Genomic DNA, 19086 nt, shown 5'->3' with positions numbered 1-19086 from the left:
AAAGCACCGGAAAATTAGCACAGAACGGCATCCTGCCTTTCGGGTTTTGGGCTGTTTATCCCGCATCTCGCCCATGTTGTGCTGAATTTCCCTCACTGTGCGCCCATGCTGCCCGCATATGCCAAACGAACAGGCCGCCATTTCTCCAACTATGCGTTCGGGTTTGATCCGGAAAGTTCTCCGGGTAACCGATCCTGACTGTGCAAGAGGCGCTCCCCGGACGGATGATCTGCGTACCGATGGCTATCGGGGGACCGTGTCGGGGAGAGCATAAGCCAGGCCAGTTGCGACAAAAACATGACGCTTTCCTGGTGTCCGCAACCTGCGGGAGGTGGTTAGGGTGACGTCATGCCGCTTTGCCGAACCAGGGAAGTCAGATGCAAAACAGACCATTATCCCACCTGCGTGTGCTTGATTTCGGACAGTATCTAGCGGGTCCTTTGGTTGGCATGATGCTTGCTGATCTGGGGGCCGAGGTGATCAGAATCGACCCGCCGGGAGGGCCAAGGTGGCTTGATCCGGCTTTCGATATGCTGTCACGTGGCAAGCGGGCGCTGACATTGGACCTGAAAACCCGGGCTGGACGGGAAACAGCGCTGGAGCTTGTGCGCCGCGCGGATGTGGTGATCGAAAACTTCCGACCGGGTGTGATGGAGCGTTTGGGTCTTGGGCCCAAGGACCTCCGCACGGCGCATCCCGGGATTATCTCGGTGTCCTTGCCGGGGTTTGCCTCGACCGACCCGGAATTCCCCGACCTTGCCGCGTGGGAGGCGGTGATTGCTTCGCGCACCGGGCAGTTCACCGACATGGGGCTGAACCGGCGTCTGATGGGGATCAACCCGTCCTTTACACCGCTTGGTCTGGCTTCGGCCTATGGGGCGACGTTCGGCGCGATGTCGGTCCTTTTTGCCCTGGCGGCCCGCGACCGCATGGGTGGTGAACATATCGAGGTGCCGCTGGCCTCGGCTCTGTTGGAAGGGTTGGTCTATAATTGCGAGCAAATTGAGAGATATCCGGAGCGCTACAAATCCCCGCGCGAGATCGAGCTGGAACGTCGGGCCGGTGAGGGCCTGCCCAATGATCTGAGCTTTGCCGAGCTTTCGGAATTCCTTGACCCGTTTTATCGCACCTACGAATGCGCGGACGGGCGCGGGTTCTACGTTGTGGCCTGTTCGATTGTGAACCACCCGCAGAGGGTTCTGGAGGTGCTGGGGCTTGGGCATCTTTTAGCTGAGCTGCCGGATTTCGATGTTTATTCTGACAGGTCGGCGTGGCCTGATGACTGGTCGTTGCGAAGCTATCCAGTGGGCGCGCGCGACCGGAAACGGGTGTCGGATGCAATGAAGGCAGCGTTCCTAACCCGTCCCGCCCATGAATGGGAGGCGCTGTTTGGTGTGGCGAAGGCGCCGGCCACGGCGCAGCGCAGCACGCGCGAATGGCTTGCCGACAAGGACGCACTGGCCTCGGGGTTGGTGATCCAGCTGGATGATCCGCGCTATGGGATTATGCGACAGATGGGCAACCTGGCCTGGCTTTGCGGTGATGTTGGCGCAATGGACAAGGTTGCAGGGCCCGAGCCGGATGAAATGCGAGTTGCGCTGGAGGCCGTCTTGGCCGAGCCGCCCCGTACGGTGTCCGGGACAAGCAAGCAAGGCGGTTGGCTGGACGGGCTTAGGGTGCTTGACCTGACCAACGTGATCGCAGGGCCGACCGTGGGCTCTACGCTTGCGCGTTTCGGTGCGACAGTCACGCTGGTTCAACCGGTTTTACCCTCGGTAGATCCCTGGAATGCTGTGGTTTTCGGACTGCATGCCCAGCGGGGCAAGGACAGCATCCTGCTGGATCTGCGTAATGAAGACGGGCGCGAGGTCTTTTGGCGACTGGTGGCCGAGGCTGATGTGATCACCATAAACGGCACGGATCAACAACGGGACGCGCTCGGGCTTACCGAAGATCGGTTGAATTCGATCAACCCGCGCCTGATTCTCGTACAGCTTGACGCGTTCGGCGGCCCAGTGCGCGGGCCCAAGTCAGATCACCTGGGGTATGACGATCTGGCCCAGGCGGCAACAGGGGTGATGACCCGCTTTGGCGGCGGGCCGGAGACACCTGAGGAACACGCCCATTTCGGAACGATTGACGTACTGACCGGCTATTGCGCCTGTGTGGCCCTGGGCGGAGCGCTGGAGCAATTGCGGGCGACGGGCGCGGGGGGCATCGCGCGGGCCTCGCTTGCGGCGGCGGGCGAGATGATTCAGGCGCAGTTCATGTACGATTTCGACGGGCGCGAACCGTTTGATGAACCTGCAGGACGTGAAGTGCGCGGTTGGGGACCTTTTTATCACTGCTATAAAGCGGCAGACGGCTGGATGTTCTTTGCCGCGCCGACTTTGAAGTACAAGGCCTTGGCGATGGTGGGCGCGCTTGCTGATCTGGCAGGTGTGGATGAGGCGGAACTGGTGGGAAAGCTCGCTGAACGTTTCGCAACCAGACCGGTGGATGATTGGGCGCAGGCTTATTCGGGCACGTCGGTGGGTATCGTGCGGTTGGGCTCGCTTCATGAAACCCGCGATCAGGCGTTGCAGCGGGAAAGCGCGGGCGAGATTGATATCAGCACGGCGACATTTCGTGTGGTTCGCCATGACCGTCACCCGATGGGGCGCTGGGTTGATCTTGTGGCACCAAATGCGGTGCGCCCGGCCACTGCAACCATTTCCATCCCGGAACCCGCACCGAAATACGGTGCTGATACTCGGGTGATCCTGACGCGGCTGGGCTTTTCCAAAGGTGAAATCCAGACCATGATAGACAAGGGCGCGGCAGGCGAGCGCTGGTCGGACAGATACCTACCGGAGTGAGAACATGACACAGGACGGCCCAGGCCCCGCGATCACCCCTCGGAGCCGCGCCCGGGCGCGCCATATTCTCGATCATTACTATATCGGTCCGGCCCGCGACGATGCGGTATTGGAGATATGGGGATACACATCCGAGATGAGTTATGTGCCGGGTGACCGGGTGGCTCTGCACGTTTCAACCACGGCATCGGAATGGGAAGTGGAGATCGGCCGCGACGGGTTGGTTTACCAGGAGGTTCATCGCAGAAGTGGCCTGCCGGGCCAGCATCATGAGACACCCGAAGATTGTTCGGTTAGTGGCTGCAACTGGCCCGTGGGGTACGAATTCACCATCCCCGAGGACTGGGCCCCTGGCGGATACCTGGTGACATTGCGGGCGCGGCGCGGCGAAGATGTGGTCGAGGAACACCACGTTTTCCTGCTACGCAGTGCCGCCGACATCACACCACCCTATGTTATGGTCTGCGCGACGGGGACCTGGCTCGCGTACAACTGCTGGGGCGGGTCGAACCATTACGAGGGGATCACCGGACCAGATGGCAATGCGTTTTCACCGGTTCTTTCCACCCAGCGTCCGTGGACGCGCGGCTTCTGCAAATTGCCAAAGGGTGCGCCCCGGGCCCTGAAAAAAGAGCCTCCGGTGCCGGGGGAAATGGTGCGTTACCCGTATATGGAATGGGCTTATGCCTATGGCTATTCCAAAAAATACGCTTCGGCCGGATGGGCCAGCTATGAGCGTCACTTCGCCCGCTGGGCCGAAGGCGAAGGTTATGAGTTCGATGTGATCGCACTGCACGATCTGCACACCGATCCGGACCTGCTGAAGCGTTATGCCTGCGCGGTTTTCGTCGGTCATGATGAATACTGGAGCGCCGAGATGCGCGACGCGGTAGATGGGTATGTTAAAGGCGGTGGCAAGGTCGCGCGATTTGCCGGAAATTTCCTGTGGCAAACGCGGATTGAAGACCAAGGGCGCAGACAGGTCTGTTACAAGTATATCGCCGACCAGGACCCGCTGATGGGCACCACAGATCAGCATCTTGTGTCCGGCGCTTGGGAAGTTGCGCCGGTCGACCGCCCCGGTGCTCTGACCTTTGGAGTCAACGCCTTGCGCGGGGTCTATGCGGGGCTTGGGAATTGCGTTGGCGGCGGTGCTGGCGGCTTTACGGTCTATCGCCCCGAGCATTGGGCCTTTGACGGTGCGAATGTCGGGTACGGAGACGTATTGGGCCGGGACGCGCGGATTTTTGGGTATGAGGTGGACGGGCTGGACTTCCGTTTCGAAGACGGTTTGCCGTATCCAACTTGTTCAGACGGGGCCGTGCCGGAGATCAACATACTGGCGATGGGCCTTGCCACAAATATCGAGGACAATCACGGAGTCTGGGGAGAGACACTTTACATCGGCTCGGCGGATGCGGCCTTCAAGGCGCAAGTGCTTCATGGCGAGGTGACGGAGGAGACGCTTGATGCCTGTCAGCGCGGAAACGGGATGATCATCTCGTGGACGCGCGATAAAGGCGAAGTGTTTACCGCGGCCACCTGTGAATGGGTGGCGGGGCTGATCCATGGCGACCCCCAGGTCGAGCAGATCACCCGCAACGTTCTTGATCGCTTTGGTGGCGGGTTCGACGGTGTGTCAGGCTCAAGTCAGTAAAGGCAACTCCGAACCAAAAGACTCAAGGCTATCGGCTCATTTGAAGCGTTTTGGACGGCGCGTCGAGATAGCGGGTTGCGGCCATATCCCAGTTCGAAAAACACGTTGAAAAGTAAGTTCTTAGATGGACGCCGATTGGCATTACGTCCTGAAAACCGAGAAAACTCTATTTTCGGCGCACCTATAGCGGGCGTTTTGTGATACAATGCCCGTGTTTTTTAAGTTTTTTGCGATTCCAGTTTTCAAATTAGAGATCATTTCAGGGGGCCACACTCATGGCGACAATCAACGGTACAAAAAACGACGACCTGCTTATCGGAACGGCAGGCGATGACGATATTAGTGGCGGCGATGGCGTTGACACCATCCAGGGGTTGACCGGAAACGACACGCTTGATGGCGGCAAAGACGGCGACGTGATTGATGGAAACGAAGGCGACGATTCGATCGATGGTGTCTTCGGCAATGACACGATCAGCGGTGGCGACGGTAATGATACGGTCGATGGCGGCAGCGGCAACGACGATATCGAGGGCAATGACGGTGCCGACGATCTTGACGGTGGCAGCGGTCACGACACGATCGACGGCGGTACCGGAAACGATACGATCGACGGTGGCAGCGGTGATGATGTTATCACTGCGGGGTCCGGAAACGATCTGATCGATGCGGCAAGCGGCCATGACACGGTTACTGGCGGCGAAGGTGATGATACCATTATCGGCGGCTCAGGACAGGATGTGGCGGCTTTTGCCGGCAGCATTGGCGATTTCACGATTTCACAATCGGGAACCGATCTGATCATCGATGACCAGAACACGGGCGACGGCGACGAAGGTACCGACACAGTCAATGACGAGGTCTTCTTCCTTCAGTTCGGTGACTACACGCTTGATCTGACGTCGCAGGCCAACAACGCGCCCGTCGTTCAGACCCCTCTTGCCACGACGGATGAGGACAACAGTTCGACCTTTACCATGACAGTGGTTGATTTTGACGGTGATGCCGTGACCACACCGACACTCTCGGTGACCAGTACCAATGCGGTGAACGCGACTGTGGCGAACTCAATTTCGATCGTCGGCGGCCCGGCTCCAGGAACGACCGGGCTTGGTTCGGCGACGGACTTCTCGGTCCAGTTTAACCCGGGTGATGGCTACCAATGGCTGGCAGCAGGTGAATCGGTTACGGAAACCGTGACCGTGACCAGCACGGACGAGCATGGTGCAACCTTCACCCAGACATTCGACGTGACGATCACGGGGGTCAACGATGATCCCGAAGCAAATGACGTGACCGCAACAGCTGGCGAAGACGGCCCGGGTGTGGTGATCAACGCCGATTATTCGGACGTCGATGCGTCCGATACCCACACCTTCTCGGTTGATGACACGGGAACGTTGGGTAGCGTGACCGAAAACGGCGACGGTACGTTCAGCTATGACCCGAATGGCCAGTTTGAATCGCTTGCCGACGGAGAAAGCGCGACCGACACGTTCAGCTATACCGTGGATGACGGCAATGGTGGGACAGATACGGCCACGGTGACGGTGACGGTAACCGGCGCCAACGATGATCCCGAAGCGAACGACGTAGCCGCAACAGCCAGCGAAGACGGGCCGGGTGTGGTGATCAATGCTGATTACTCGGATGTCGATGCATCGGATACACATACCATCTCGGTTGATGACACCGGCACGTTGGGCATCGTAACGAATAACGGCGACGGCACGTTCAGCTATGATCCAAACGGTCAGTTTGAATCGCTCGCTGTCGGAGAAACGGCAACCGACACGTTCAGCTATACCGTGGACGATGGCAATGGTGGGACAGATACAGCGACGGTGACGGTGACGATCACCGGCGCCAATGATGATCCGGTTGCTAACGATGTCGCGGCCACCGTCAGCGAAGACGGCCCGATTGCTTCCATCAGTGCCGATTTTTCCGATATCGACGCGTCGGACACACACACGTTCTCGGTCGATACCACAGGGACATCCGGACGAGTTTCCAACAATGGCGATGGGACCTTCAGCTATGATCCGGACGGCCAGTTTGACCATCTGGCCGATGGGGAAAGCGCGACGGACACTTTCACTTATACAGTGGATGACGGCAATGGCGGTACCTCAACGGCGACAGTAACGGTCACTGTGACAGGCCAAAACGATGCACCTCAGGCCGGCGCGGTCGCTGACATCTTCAACGAAGTGAACGGCCAAAACATTGTTATCGACTTGAATGATTACGTGACGGACCCGGATCTGACCGACAACTTGTTCTTCACCAACATCACCCAGTCGCGCGACGTGCTGCCGATCCCGTTTACCGTGATAGGCAACGGGCTGATTTCGATCAATCCCGACGACCTGACGTCCGGGGGATTTGGCTCGCCCGATGGAATTGGGCTGGGAACGGGCGAATCCGTCGTGACGGCGTTCACGTTCGGGGTTTCCGACGACAGCGGAGCCACCAACAACTCCGACACTGGCGTGCTGACGGTGACGATCAACGGGCTGAATGAGCCGACTCCGGCCGGTAACTCGGCGCCGACGGCGCATGTTGTAGACCTGACCGGGCTGGATGAAGCTGATGGGATTGTCAGCATCCCCTTCAGTGACCTGGCAACCGACCCGGATATTGGTGACGAACTGACCATCACCAGCATGACCTGGGTCGATCAGTATGGGATCACCCGCGATGTCGAGTTCACAGGGGCCGTCAACACTGGTGAAGGCGGAGACGTTATTATCGACCTGACCCAATTCTTCCTGGAAGAAGGTGATCTTGAGGTCATCTCCATCAGCTTCACGGTTGAAGACGCTGCGGGTGAAAGCTCTTCGAGCACTGTTTCGCTTGAGATTGCCGGTGATACGCCGGGCGCGGGCAACACCCCACCTGTGGCACAAAGCATTCCGACACCAATTCCCGGACCCGGCAACGAAATCATTCAGGATGTAATTGTTGATGACCCGGGCACCACCACGCTTGAAATCGATCTTAGCGCGTTGGTGTCGGATCCCGATGGCGATCCGCTGACCATTACAGTGGATGCTTTCGTGATCGGGTATTCCGAGGACGGGGTGCCAATCACCGCCCCGTATTCGTTTGATGAAGCGACGGGAATTGTCACAATCACGCTGGCCGATCTGGGTTTGGCCGATGGCGAAAGCCTGATCGGAACGCTGCAATACTCAGTTTCCGATGGTACTGACACCACGTCCGGTGAAGTGACCTACAACTACGTCAATCCCGAAGACGGGACCGGTGCGGAAACCGTTGCGTTGGATTTCGAACCGTTTTCGAGCGACAGCGGAGCAACGATCGACGTCACAGCATATGAAGGGTTTACCTTCTATGGTAGCGCCACTGTGATCGAAACCGATGAACTGACCGCCGGTGATGGTCGTGACGGTGACAACTCAGCAGGGATCATAGGTGGGCAAACCACAGTTGGCGGCGACAACGTTCTGGTCGGCACTTATTCCGAGATTGATGTTCCGGTGTTCGATGAAACCGGTGCGCCGGTGCTCGATGAGCGCGGCGAACAGGTTATTGAAACCGTAGTGGATGAAACCTTTGGTTTCACCGGGCCCGGCACGAGCTTTGGTATCGGAGATCAGGGGCTGTTCTATGCAACTCTGGCCCCTGGTCTGGATCCGGATCTGCCGACGTTACTGCCCGACGGGATCGGCACGTCTTTCAACCTTGATGGCTTGTCGCTCAACGTCGTTGGTGCCGACAACGTGACAGTTACCATCACGCTTTACACCATCGATATTGTTGAAGGCGATCCAAATCCGTTTTTCCCGACCAACAGCGACTACTACTATACGTTGGTTGAAGTCGACAGTTTCGAGTTCACGATCAATGCGTCCGATGGGGCCGAGGTGTTGGACTTCAACGCGGTGGATTTCGCCGACGACGCACCCGGAGCGGACGACATCACCAGCTTCGACGGCGTATATGCTGTAGGCATCACCACCGATGACGGGACGGCGGTTGTTATCGACGACATTCTGATCACGATTTGATTGGAATTGACGAAGTTTAACCAAGCGTGGCGGCCATGGAACCTGTTGGTTCGATGGCCGCTCCGATTTTGGAGTTATGTGGCAATCTAGGCAGGGCAAAAACCACGACACCGATCCATCATCTTATCCGTCGGTTTCCAACGCGGTGTTGTGCAGATTCAATGCTGGCTGAGTGATCAGTGGGCAACTCTGGTCCGCGCCAGATAACCCGCAAGAACGATCCCGGAGATCGCGTGCCAAATGCCCCAGAATGCAGCCACCACTGCCATGCCGCCCAACCCGCTGAAGAACCCGAAGATCAGGATCAGCCCAAGGCCGGAGTTTTGAATGCCGGTTTCGATCATGATGGCGCGGCGGTCGAACGCCGAGAGCCGCATCAGCGAGGCTGTTGCATAGCCGCCGCTGAACGCCAGGGCGTTGTGCAAGAGCACCAAGGCCGCGACCGCTCCGGCGAATTGCAGGAACAATGCCCAGTTTGCCGCCAAGGCCAGCACGACGAACGCCACGAAAATCCCCATCGAAAGATACTGCATCGGGGTGCGCATCCTTGCGGTGATGTCCGGCCGTTTTGTGTTCAGAGCCACACCAAGGATTAGGGGCAACACCAACATGACGCCGACAGTGATTGCCACCGATACCGGGTCGATCGAGGTTTTTCGCAGGATTTCCCGGGTCGGGGCATAGAGGCTGCCCCAAAGGGCAATGTTGAAGGGCGTGAGCACGATGGCACCGACAGTGGCGAACGCGGTCATCGACACCGACAGTGCGGAATTGCCGCCAGCACGGTGGGTTATGAAGTTGGAGATATTACCACCAGGGCATGCCGCGACAAGTATCAAACCAAGGGCGATGGATGGCTGTGGCTGGGTTATCAGGATCATGCAGAAGGTCAGAACCGGCAAGACTATGAATTGCGAAAACAGCCCCGTCAGCAGCGGCCTGGGTGCGCGCACCAGTTTCTTGAAGTCGTCCGGTTTCAGGTCAATTGCAATCGAGAACATGACCACCGCAAGGACGGCATTCAGGATCTGCAGGCTTGTGGGTGAAAAATTCAGCATCACCTCGTCAATGCCAGCGGGAGCAGGAGTGTTCATGATGTCCCTTCTTTTAACCTTCCGGTTTGCCGGGTTGGAAAACTGCGCAAACGTGTCCTGCGGGCATCATAGTCCATGCGCGCAGCTTTTATAAAGAATTCCACCCGGTTGCCTTCCAGAACGGCCTGGTGTTGTGTCTTGCGCGCCTGGTCTTGTCGTCAGAGACGGGGAGCGACATTCTCCGGTTGCGCGGATAGGGTGCGGAGAGTCAAAAGGCATGATAGCGTTAGCCGAACAGGCGCTTCTTACCCAGGGCATATCTTGACCGGTCGTGAAAAAGAAAACCCGATGGACGAGCTTCTGCGTGCGCGGTTGCGTGTGCCGGAAGGTGCTGATTTTCGGCTCAAAGCTCTGCGGTTGTCGATGGGTGCGCTGGACATGCTCAACCGTGCCGTAACCGGGCAGGCTTTTTTCGCATTGCGCGAAACCGAGAAGGTGTTGATTGACCTTGATGGTCGCACCGGGCCGGACCTTGTGCAGGCGTTGCTGGCAAGAAATGGCGGTACCCAGATCACTACACACGGGATGGACAACATTCCTACCCAAGGGTCTGTCGTGATCGGAGCAACTCACCCGGTCGGCACATTTGATTTCATTGCTCATGCGGGCGCTCTTTTGCAACACCGCCCCGATCTAAAGGTCGTCGCCAACCGTGAATCCGAACGGTTTCTGGGACCTGAGCGTATCATCGCGGTGGACCTTGACCGAAATGACAATGTTCTTGCAGCACGACGGACGCGTGCCGGGATGCAGGAGCAGCTGGATGCGGGGGGCGCCTTGTTGGTGTTCGGGTCGGGCCGTGTCGCCGGTATGTCCGATGGTTTGCTGGTTGAACCGCCCTGGCGCACCGGCATCACACGGATGTCTGCCGCAAGCAAGGCACCGATCGTGCCGGCCTCGGTCAATCTGCGCAACTCTCGACACTACTACCGAACCCGAAAACTGGCCCGCCTGCTGAGCGGCGGGAACGACGATTTCGGGCGTACGGTGGCGTCATTGAGATATGCGTCGGAGTTGTTCGCCAAGCTGGGCGGCAGCTATGACGTATATTACGGGCCACTGCAGCCGCCGGGGACGGCGCCTGAAGACCTTCAAGAGTTGGCCGAAAACTTGGTTCCAGGGCTTTACAGAGAAACGGTGGCCTGAGTGTCGGTCACTTAGCACGCAGACCCCGGTTTTGCCCCGGAACACAACGGTTTCCAGCATTCGCCAGCTTACCCTTAATAGGTGCGTTGCTCGGCGGCGAACCGGTGCGATTGTGCGCAGGATGCACGTGGCCTGGTTTTAACGTGGCAGAGCCAGGTTCGTTTGGTTAACGTCGAAGACCAAGTTGATTTCCTTTCTACTTGCTGCATGCTGGCCTCAGACAACACCGGGCAGCATCGGTGATAACTCCGCATCCGAACTCAGAAGAAAACGGCGCCAGAAATGAAACCTTCTCAAGGCATCGACGGGTTTCTGGCCCGGGCACTCGGCGGGCCGGTGGTCTGGGATGATACGATCGACGCCGACAAATGCGTCGAGAGGGCACTATACGGTGGTATCGCAGGGCTGCTGCTTGGGCAGAAGGAATGGCCCGAAGAGGTTCTCGAACCGCTCAGACAGCAAGCCCGTGGCCAGGCAATGTGGGAGTTGCGTCATCGCGCGGTTTTGTCGGATCTGCTAGAAGCCATGTCTGCGCGCGGTCTGCGGGTTCTGGTCCTGAAGGGGACCGCCCTGGCCTATGACCTTTACGACGAACCTGCGTCACGGGCGCGTTGGGATAGTGATCTGCTGATTGATCCCGAGGAGCTGGCAGTAGCGCGGGATGTTCTGAACGCGCAAGGGTTCGGCCAGCCCGTCGGCATGAACCTGTCCGACGACCTGAAATCCCAGGAAGAGTGGACCAAACATGTGGGGGAAACGACCCATTCGATTGATCTGCACTGGTCGATCATGAACGCCCGGGCGCTGCGTGGAATTGTCCCGTTCGACGATCTATGGGGTGAGGCGCAGTTGCTTGAGGCGCTGTCCCCTCATGCCAGGAGAATGAGCCGGGTGGATGCCCTTATCTTTGCCTGCCTTCATCGTGCAAAGCATGTCAGCAGCCCGTACATGGTGAACGGTGTCCGGTTTTTTGGGGGTGATCGTTTGATCTGGGCTGAGGACATTTTTCTGTTGGCAGAGGCGCTTGATCAGGCAGAATGGGCGCGACTTGTGGACAAGGCCGCTGCGCTCGGAGCGGCAGCGGTGTGCCTAGATGGTTTGAACATCGCGCAGGTTCGGCTGGGGTGTAAGATACCTGGAGATGTGATTGACGCATTGAACGACCAGACGAAGGGTTCTCCGACGGAGCAGTATCTATTGCAGGCGAATGCGACGCAACAGGCGATGCAGAATTTCAAGGCCCTGCCAGGGGTGTGGGCGAAGATACGGTTCCTGCGGCAGAATGTTTTTCCACCTCGCGGCTTCATGGAACAGAAATATCCAGATATGAAGGGGGCGTTGCTGTGGCGGCTTTACGCGCGCCGGATCATTGATTTCCTGAGGCGTTAAGGTGGAATTGCGTGCCCTACTGACCTATGCCCGGCCTTATCGGGGACTGCTGATGCTTGTGGCGGCGCTGATGCTGATCAATTCGGGCATCACGCTGTTTGTGCCGTGGCTTGTCGCAAGGCTGGCCAGTGATGTGCAGATGCAGGGGAACGCCAGGCTGGAGTTATTGGCGACAATTCTTGCGGTGCTTGCTCTGATCACAGGATTGCGCTTTGTGGTTAGTTGGTTGTCGGGTGGGGTGGCGCTGCGGTTGCTGTCTGATCTGCGTGTCCAGGTCTTTGACCACTTGCAGCATCTGCCCTTGAGCTACCACCAGGATCATCGACAAGGCGACACGCTTGCCCTGATGACTTATGAAGTTGCCCGCTTGAGCAATTTTTTAAGCGGCACGTTGGTATCCGCTGTGCCACTTTCGTTGACGGCGCTGGGCGCGATCGTGCTGATGTTCCGCATCGACCCGCTGTTAGCGGCATTGGTGCCAATTCTGGTGCCGGGCTTCTACCTGATCCTCAAGATTGTCGGCCGGAGATTGCGGGGGTTGGCCCAGGACGTGCAAATGGCCGAGGCTGACGTCGTGGCGTTGGCCGAAGAGAGCCTTGAGATGCTGCCGGCAATCAAGAGCTTCGCCCGCGAGAAGGTCGAGGCTGACCGGTATCTTGGCCAGGTGGATCGGGCGATGGGTTTGCGCCTGCGCGAGAACCGAATTTATGCGGCGATGGACCCGGTCATCGGTTTCACGGCCGGGGCGGCCGCGGTGATCTTGGTGTTTCTGTCCAGTCAGAGGTTGCAGACCGGGCAATTGGATACAGCTGAGCTGATCCGTTTTCTGCTGTATGCTGCACTTCTGACCCGACCGGTGGCGGAGTTGTCAAACCTTTATGGCCAAGTGCAATCGGCACGTGGGACGCTGGCGCGCATGCGTGCGGTGATGGGGCGTTCGCCGGCAGGCCAAGGGCGGCATTTTCGATCCCGAAGGCAGTAAAGCGCGTCGGTGCCGGCCAGAGAATCTCGAGATTTGCAACGTTCTTCGAACCACTCCAATCGACTTGCGGCGGAAGCCCAACTTCGCCCGCTGAACGCCAGTAGGTTTTCCATCCGTCGCCAAGAACAAGGTCCAATCCTGCCGAAATAGTGGCGGCCTCCTTGGCAACGGCATTCTGTACCGTGATCAGCTTGGCGCTCACAGCAGGTACCGATATCTCGTCGGAGGACTTGGCCCTGGCGACATTTGGAACGGGGCCGCCAAGCCACAGACCAATCGCCAAGGCCAATACTATTTTTCGAAGAGAAAACATCTTCGCCGTGCATTCCTGAGTTTCATAGTCCGAACCTTTATTCGGGTGGTACCAAAGGGCCAATTTGGACATCAGAGAGGATAAATCCCTGGCGCCCGTTTTCACAAATTATCGACTGTACGGTGCCAGAAGTTGGTCCAACGATCCTGCATCCTTTCGGCATGGCCAGCGCCGCGCTCGTGGAAGCAAACGCCGCGCCACCCGGTTTTACACATACGTTGGGGCTTGGAGTACACCCTGTGATCACAATCCCCAGCGAACCGACCAGAATGCAGCGCCAATGCCCCTTCAAATCAAAGGACTTGGCGCTGCGTATCTTCCACCCGTTGGTCCGTGAGCAGTGGAATCGTCTTTGTCGGTTTTTTATCCTCCGAAGCCCGGTGACAGGACTTTCCCATCATCTTGTGCATCAAGAAATGTGCTCCGACGCAGAACAGGAGCGGAAGGAATGCGGCCGAGTTGCTCCACAGCCCGCCAAGTGTACCGCCAGCAACGAAGTAGCCGGCAATTGGCATGAGCATGATGGCGCAACACGCCATCATTCCGTAGTGCATGAGTTTGAATTGACCTGGTCCGGTCGTATTTGTCTTCTCGCTCATCGATTCCTCGCAGGATTTGACTTTGCACTCATTTGCGGGCCTCTCATGCGGTAAGGTCAAGGATACATTTCGATACAAATATCACTGCCTTGTCAGGTTGATGTGGGACGTTCTTCCGGCAGACAAACATCCGATAACCGACTGGATGAATCCATTAGTTGGAGGCATGGAATGGGCAACAACCGAAAAAACGAAATCGACAGACGAAAACTCTTTATTGGAGTGTCGGCGTTCCTGACGACGCCCGCGATATTGCGAGCGCAGGAAGACGAGGCCGTTCGTCGCAATATCTCTTCGTTTGTGCTGCATGACTGGAAGGACCACTTCGACAATTTGGGCAAGGGTATTCTGCTATCCGACACAACCACCAAAGTCCTGCAGCACTGGACCCCAGACGGGGAGATGCTAATTTATCCGACTTCCGTGCCATTGACGGACGAATTGACGAAACGTGGCTATACCAAAGTCGTTGAAAAACGTATGAACCCAGGTTGGGCACCAACCCCGTTGATGCGCGAGCGGAACCCCGAGTGGCCAGCGTATATTCAAGGCGGCGAACCAAATAATCCACCTGGAACGCGTGCGCTTTATTTGTCGTGGCAATTCTACCGAATCCACGGAACACAAGACACACGCAAGATTGGGCGCCGATCATCTAATGGATGCATCGGTCTCTTCAACGAGCAGATTGAAGAAGTGTATGAGCGCGCACCGATCGGCACCCAGGTAAAACTGATCTGAGAAATTGAGGCCGAAATGGCGGGAATAAAATGAGCAAATCAAGTTTATTCGTTGGCGGGTTTTTTTTGGCTGGATTGGTGATGGTAGCCTGGCAGTTTCTGCAACCCGCACCAGCAAGCCAAGGCCATTCTATGGTGCCGCCGGACACGAGCAGGATCGCCGAAGGGGACCCAATCGTTGAGGTCCGCTTACCAGCCGTTCTTTCGGCTAAAGCGGAAATTGGCAAGCGAGCCTTCGAGGCAAAGTGCGCAGCGTGCCATGGTGAAAACGCCGCTGGTCAAAACGGTGTCGCGCCGCCATTGGTTCACAAGATTTACGAACCGAGTCACCACTCGGACACGTCTTTCATTCGCGCGGCAAAAAGCGGCGTGCGCGCGCATCATTGGAAATTCGGCAACGTGCCCCCGGTCGAGGGTTTGACACAGGGCGACGTGAAATTAATTGCGCGCTACGTGCGTGAGCTTCAGCGGGAGAACGGGATCAATTGATGTGCGGTCCGCGCGGAAAATTTGCGGGCCTTCTATGTCGCGTTCTAGCGATCACGTCACTAGCCATTTTCCTGGCGCTACCGGAATCGGTGCGAGTGCATTCCGATACCAACGTTGTTGGCGCCACAGAACACGAGCTTTCGCACCAGAATGAGCACGAAGCAAGCACCGATGGAATTTCTGGCCATTGCCATCCTGGGCTAGACTGTTTTGTCACCGCCAGAAGGAAAGCGCAGGCACGTGTCGCCCGCTACCGGACTTCGACCATGCAGGTTCGATGCTGCGGTGCGGCCAGTCGAACCTGCCATTCGCTGCAACAGCACAGTTATTTTACCCTTCTCATGCGTTATTCGTGTTCGGCAAGGGTGCGACCCCACTGCCGGTAGCTGCCGCTCGTCAGTCGATCACATGCCCCATCACAGCGTTTGCTTTCCTGCAGTTTGCGCATCACTCAGCATTTTAGTTGCGGCAAGCTGTCATCTGAAGGTCTTGTTAAAAACCGTTCTAGTTTCCAGCCTGAGAGCTTAACTGGTGTGCTAGGTTCTCGACCAAGTCTTCATGGGCGTGTTTCAGTGGATCGTTCACTGCCTCGGTCAACGAGATCATTGTCATCAAGCCTAGTACCGAGGCATGAAGATTGAACGCTTCCAGGCGGCTTTCTTTCGATGTGCCTCCAAGCTTGGCCGCGAGCCTGCCGTAAAGTAGATCCGTAACCTCATGCAGTCTCATATCGGGCTTCAGAAGTTCAGTTGCCATTTGCGATGTTTCAATCTGCGGCAGCATATACATCATACGAAAGCGCTCAATATCCTGTAGATGGAACGACGCAATCGCATGGACAAAATTCTGGATCACCTTTTTTCGATCAGTTTCTTCCGCAATTGCGTCCAATGCACAATTCACTTCAACATCGAACCATGGGAACAGCAGCCCCGTTAGCAAGGCCCGTTTGTTTGGGTACCAATAGAGAACGGCCTGTTTTGAATGGCCAATTTTGCGGGCAATTCCGTCAAAGGTAACGGCACGCACCCCTCCTTCTGCCAACAATTGACGTGCGACTTCCAGAATGCGTTCACGGGTATCAGTATCAGCCATAATTTTTTTCTTGCTCTCTTTACCAATGGTAAGTTAACGTCACTTACCGTTGGTAAGCAAGAAGGCAATCATGTCTGATTTAACTGTGTTCACATATCCACCTGCATGGGGGCTGCCGTCTGCCTGTCCGTTCGCGGTAAAGCTTCTGGCTTGGTTGAACCTTCACAGAATCCCTTATCGCCAGATTGTTCACAGCAGCGTGGAAAATTCGCCCACCGGCAACAGCCCTTGGGTAGAAGTAAATGGTGAGGCGGTTGGCGAAACCGATGCAATAATTGCTTTTCTGGCGAACCAATACGATATCCCCTGCGGCCACAGACCCGATGAAAGCCAGCATGAAACCACTCAAAGGCTGAAAACAGCATTCGAAGACCAGTTCCACAAGGTCATGGAATACGAAATGCTTATACATCCCGTAGGCGTTCCCGGTTTCGAAGCCGTTGTGGCCGGGCAACCTTCGGCAATTGCTTCAGTCCAAAAGAACAAACTTCGCCACAGACTCCGCAAATATCTGGATGATTGTGGTTTCACAGCATTTGGCCAGGAAAAGATCGAAGCCTGTGGACGCGCCAAACTCGATAAACTTTCCGAACTCGTTGAACAATATCGGTTTATTGGCGGTGAACACCCATCAATTGCGGACCTCAGCGTCTTTGGACAAGTTGCGCCTTTGCGGTATTGGCCGATGCGAACCCCCGTCGCCGAATATGTAAAATCATCCGCTGTGCTGCGCCGCTGGTGCGACTCCATTTACGAATTGTGCCGACTGTGACCGGGCATGTGTTGCCTCAGGCTAGCTATGTTTTTTTTTATCCAACCTACGAACCTGTCAACGAGACAGCTCATAAGCCTCAAAGTAACGGCTTTATTCCCATCGACCCAATTGCGCAGACGCTGCGCACCTTCCAATTGAACCTGCAATAAGGGAGAAAACAATGACTCTGCTGAACTTGGAAAACCCGATCTTCGAAGTGTATGTAATCGCTGCAGCGCTCATGGTTCTGAAAATAATGCTGCAGGGCTGGATGACAGTCTACCGTATGCTGAAAAGCAATTCTGGCCTTGCCAGCCCAGAAGATATTCAAAAGGGATTGATCAACAAAAGCCCTGACCCATCCCAGCTGGAGGTTAATGACTATGTCGACCGATCACGCAGAATGCACCGCAATGATCTTGAAAATATTCCGGCCTTTTTGATCGCGGGTTTGTTGTTTGTTGCTGTAAACCCAGCATTGTGGCTGGCGCAAACGATGATGTTCGGCTTTGTTGCGGCTCGGTTTGCGCATTTCTGGGCCTATTCGACCAAGAAAACGCACGAAGTCAGGGCGACTTTTTACACTATAGCGTCTCTTACCGTTATCTATATGGCGGTTCACGTGCTTTGGGTCGCGGTCCTGTAATCGGAGACACTAGATTCAAGAGTGGCCCCCTCATTCTCAAACCGACCTGTGGCGGCGCAGAGAGCCTTCCGCTTCATGGCAGCCTGAATGTCGGCTTCCACTGTCGCGGCATGGCTGGCTCACAGTTGCAGAGAAAGTCCACTTCCGCCCTTCGTGACAAATGCTGCACGAATTACCAATGAACAGATTGGGCTCAAACCGGTCATTCGCTACCATCTGCACAAAAGTCCGCTACTCGTGATTGATAACTGCCTTGGCCATGATGGGTACAGTATCGCAATACTTGGAAGATGCATTTAAATGCTAAACAATTACCAGGCGTAATATGCTGATAGGACACTCACGCGTTGGCTCAAGATAGGGAAAAGGTTAGGGTTGCTGGCGTTATGGGGTAAATTATCGAGTAAAAACAAAGTGTTATCTTGGTATGGTGGCGGAGGAGGTGGGATTCGAACCCACGGAGGGCGTTAACCCTCGCCGGTTTTCAAGACCGGTGCATTCGACCACTCTGCCACTCCTCCGGTGCGATGTGACTAATGGGTTTTGTCGCCGAGGAAAAGCATGTCTTTTACCGAAATTCCGGAAATAGGGTGAGTGGTTCGGTATGTTCTGTGGCCAGACCCTGTGCAGGTGGGGTTGACCTAGGCAGAAGGGGCGGTGAAATGGCGCGTCAAAACAAGCAGAGTAGAGCAATGCAAACAGCGACAGAAAAACCGGTATACGAGCACGAGATTCGGGTCACTTGGGGCGATTGCGACCCGGCCAGGATTGCCTATACAGCTCGCATTCCTTGGTGGGCGCTGGATGCGATCAATGGCTGGTGGGAAGATGTGCTGGGCGGGGATGGTTGGTACCAGATGGAACTTGACCGCGATGTCGGCACGCCCTTTGTCCACATGAGCCTGGATTTCCGCAGCCCGATCACGCCGCGCCATAGACTGATCTGCAAGGTGGTGCCAACGGCTCTGGGTGATCGGTCTATCACGTTTCGTGTCGACGGGTGCCAGGACGGGATCTTGTGTTTCGAGGGCCGGTTTGTCTGTGTTTTCACTGTCGCCAGCACGTTCCGTTCGCAACCGGCGCCGCCAGATATCCGGAAAATCGTGGAACAATGCCTGGTTGATGTGTGACAATAACAACCGGATGGGCGAAAAACACACGAATTCCCGCCGATTCCCTTTCGCAGTCTTTTCTTGAAGGCCGCAAGCCGCTAGGGTGAGCCAAAAGCAGCCCAAAAACGGGTTTGCGCTTGAGGCAATTCAACCAGACGCCCGCAAAAACTGGGCG

General features: G+C 56.5%; 14 protein-coding genes, 1 tRNA gene and 1 pseudogene. 11 read left to right on the top strand and 5 right to left on the bottom strand.

Annotated features, from left to right (window positions below; genetic code table 11):
• The first annotated feature begins 377 nt into the window (after positions 1–377).
• The 3 genes from RXV86_RS08220 (at position 378) to RXV86_RS08210 (ending at position 8552) form a co-directional block, all read left to right on the top strand.
• The gene (locus RXV86_RS08220; RefSeq protein ID WP_316299020.1) at positions 378–2858 is read left to right on the top strand and encodes a CoA transferase; all 2481 of its coding nucleotides are present in this window, start codon (positions 378–380) and stop codon (positions 2856–2858) included.
• Between the two features lie 4 nt (positions 2859–2862).
• Positions 2863–4515, top strand: a complete 1653-nt coding sequence (locus RXV86_RS08215; RefSeq protein WP_316299019.1) for a N,N-dimethylformamidase beta subunit family domain-containing protein — start codon at positions 2863–2865, stop codon at positions 4513–4515.
• A gap of 275 nt (positions 4516–4790) precedes the next feature.
• A complete protein-coding gene (locus RXV86_RS08210; protein ID WP_316299018.1) occupies positions 4791–8552 on the top strand; it encodes an Ig-like domain-containing protein in 3762 nt (1253 codons plus the stop codon).
• A 176-nt stretch (positions 8553–8728) separates the two neighbouring features.
• Here the strand turns inward: RXV86_RS08210 and RXV86_RS08205 are convergent, their stop codons facing one another.
• On the bottom strand, positions 8729–9646 hold the full coding sequence (locus RXV86_RS08205; protein WP_316299017.1) for a bile acid:sodium symporter family protein: 918 nt from the start codon (positions 9644–9646) through the stop codon (positions 8729–8731).
• 288 nt (positions 9647–9934) lie between these two features.
• On the opposite strand from RXV86_RS08205, the gene RXV86_RS08200 reads away from it, so the two are divergent.
• The 3 genes from RXV86_RS08200 to RXV86_RS08190 all read left to right on the top strand — a co-directional run bounded on the left by RXV86_RS08200 (position 9935) and on the right by RXV86_RS08190 (position 13163).
• Entirely contained in the window at positions 9935–10792 is an 858-nt protein-coding gene (locus RXV86_RS08200) for a 1-acyl-sn-glycerol-3-phosphate acyltransferase (RefSeq protein ID WP_316299016.1), read from the top strand.
• Positions 10793–11074: 282 nt separating this feature from the next.
• Positions 11075–12181 carry a nucleotidyltransferase family protein gene (locus tag RXV86_RS08195; protein WP_316299015.1) on the top strand — a complete coding sequence of 369 codons (1107 nt, stop codon included), beginning with the start codon at positions 11075–11077 and terminating at the stop codon, positions 12179–12181.
• Position 12182: 1 nt separating this feature from the next.
• Positions 12183–13163: an ABC transporter transmembrane domain-containing protein gene (locus tag RXV86_RS08190; RefSeq protein WP_316299014.1), complete on the top strand. Its 981-nt coding sequence runs from the start codon at positions 12183–12185 to the stop codon at positions 13161–13163.
• Between the two features lie 46 nt (positions 13164–13209).
• Here the strand turns inward: RXV86_RS08190 and RXV86_RS08185 are convergent.
• A pseudogene (locus tag RXV86_RS08185) lies at positions 13210–13476 on the bottom strand (copper-binding protein); the annotation flags it as partial.
• Positions 13477–13769: 293 nt separating this feature from the next.
• Positions 13770–14075 (bottom strand): DUF2933 domain-containing protein, encoded by a 306-nt coding sequence (locus RXV86_RS08180; RefSeq protein WP_316299013.1) that lies wholly within the window; start codon positions 14073–14075, stop codon positions 13770–13772.
• 171 nt (positions 14076–14246) lie between these two features.
• Here RXV86_RS08180 and RXV86_RS08175 point away from each other — a divergent pair, with 171 nt between their 5' ends.
• Both RXV86_RS08175 and RXV86_RS08170 read left to right on the top strand, forming a co-directional pair.
• Entirely contained in the window at positions 14247–14816 is a 570-nt protein-coding gene (locus RXV86_RS08175; protein WP_316299012.1) for a L,D-transpeptidase, read from the top strand.
• A gap of 29 nt (positions 14817–14845) precedes the next feature.
• Entirely contained in the window at positions 14846–15304 is a 459-nt protein-coding gene (locus tag RXV86_RS08170) for a c-type cytochrome (protein ID WP_316299011.1), read from the top strand.
• A gap of 504 nt (positions 15305–15808) precedes the next feature.
• On the opposite strand, the gene RXV86_RS08165 is transcribed toward RXV86_RS08170, so the two are convergent.
• Positions 15809–16399 (bottom strand): TetR/AcrR family transcriptional regulator, encoded by a 591-nt coding sequence (locus tag RXV86_RS08165; protein ID WP_316299010.1) that lies wholly within the window; start codon positions 16397–16399, stop codon positions 15809–15811.
• A 70-nt stretch (positions 16400–16469) separates the two neighbouring features.
• Between RXV86_RS08165 and RXV86_RS08160 the strand changes: the two genes are divergently transcribed.
• Both RXV86_RS08160 and RXV86_RS08155 read left to right on the top strand, forming a co-directional pair.
• Positions 16470–17171, top strand: coding sequence for a glutathione S-transferase C-terminal domain-containing protein (locus RXV86_RS08160; RefSeq protein WP_316299009.1), 702 nt, complete (start codon positions 16470–16472; stop codon positions 17169–17171).
• 163 nt (positions 17172–17334) lie between these two features.
• Positions 17335–17799: an MAPEG family protein gene (locus tag RXV86_RS08155; RefSeq protein ID WP_316299008.1), complete on the top strand. Its 465-nt coding sequence runs from the start codon at positions 17335–17337 to the stop codon at positions 17797–17799.
• A gap of 431 nt (positions 17800–18230) precedes the next feature.
• Here RXV86_RS08155 and RXV86_RS08150 read toward each other — a convergent pair.
• Positions 18231–18320 (bottom strand) — tRNA-Ser (locus RXV86_RS08150).
• A gap of 171 nt (positions 18321–18491) precedes the next feature.
• Here RXV86_RS08150 and RXV86_RS08145 point away from each other — a divergent pair.
• Complete coding sequence (locus RXV86_RS08145; RefSeq protein WP_316299007.1) at positions 18492–18929, top strand: thioesterase family protein; 438 nt, start codon at positions 18492–18494, stop codon at positions 18927–18929.
• The last annotated feature ends 157 nt before the right edge of the window (positions 18930–19086 follow it).

This window comes from Aliisedimentitalea sp. MJ-SS2 (genome assembly GCF_032586155.1).
In the GTDB taxonomy this organism is placed as follows: domain Bacteria; phylum Pseudomonadota; class Alphaproteobacteria; order Rhodobacterales; family Rhodobacteraceae; genus JAWHTC01.
Note: the sequence above shows the minus strand (reverse complement) of the source record. Positions and strands in the feature narration are given on the sequence as shown.

What these genes read in the sequence shown, in the direction of transcription:
- RXV86_RS08205 (WP_316299017.1), bottom strand. Translation starts at nt 9,646, where the DNA reads ATGAACACTCCTGCTCCCGCTGGCATTGACGAGGTGATGCTGAATTTT.
- RXV86_RS08175 (WP_316299012.1), top strand. Translation starts at nt 14,247, where the DNA reads ATGGGCAACAACCGAAAAAACGAAATCGACAGACGAAAACTCTTTATT.
- RXV86_RS08145 (WP_316299007.1), top strand. Translation starts at nt 18,492, where the DNA reads ATGCAAACAGCGACAGAAAAACCGGTATACGAGCACGAGATTCGGGTC.
- RXV86_RS08195 (WP_316299015.1), top strand. Translation starts at nt 11,075, where the DNA reads ATGAAACCTTCTCAAGGCATCGACGGGTTTCTGGCCCGGGCACTCGGC.
- RXV86_RS08210 (WP_316299018.1), top strand. Translation starts at nt 4,791, where the DNA reads ATGGCGACAATCAACGGTACAAAAAACGACGACCTGCTTATCGGAACG.
- RXV86_RS08160 (WP_316299009.1), top strand. Translation starts at nt 16,470, where the DNA reads ATGTCTGATTTAACTGTGTTCACATATCCACCTGCATGGGGGCTGCCG.
- RXV86_RS08215 (WP_316299019.1), top strand. Translation starts at nt 2,863, where the DNA reads ATGACACAGGACGGCCCAGGCCCCGCGATCACCCCTCGGAGCCGCGCC.
- RXV86_RS08200 (WP_316299016.1), top strand. Translation starts at nt 9,935, where the DNA reads ATGGACGAGCTTCTGCGTGCGCGGTTGCGTGTGCCGGAAGGTGCTGAT.
- RXV86_RS08220 (WP_316299020.1), top strand. Translation starts at nt 378, where the DNA reads ATGCAAAACAGACCATTATCCCACCTGCGTGTGCTTGATTTCGGACAG.
- RXV86_RS08155 (WP_316299008.1), top strand. Translation starts at nt 17,335, where the DNA reads ATGACTCTGCTGAACTTGGAAAACCCGATCTTCGAAGTGTATGTAATC.
- RXV86_RS08165 (WP_316299010.1), bottom strand. Translation starts at nt 16,399, where the DNA reads ATGGCTGATACTGATACCCGTGAACGCATTCTGGAAGTCGCACGTCAA.
- RXV86_RS08180 (WP_316299013.1), bottom strand. Translation starts at nt 14,075, where the DNA reads ATGAGCGAGAAGACAAATACGACCGGACCAGGTCAATTCAAACTCATG.
- RXV86_RS08170 (WP_316299011.1), top strand. Translation starts at nt 14,846, where the DNA reads ATGAGCAAATCAAGTTTATTCGTTGGCGGGTTTTTTTTGGCTGGATTG.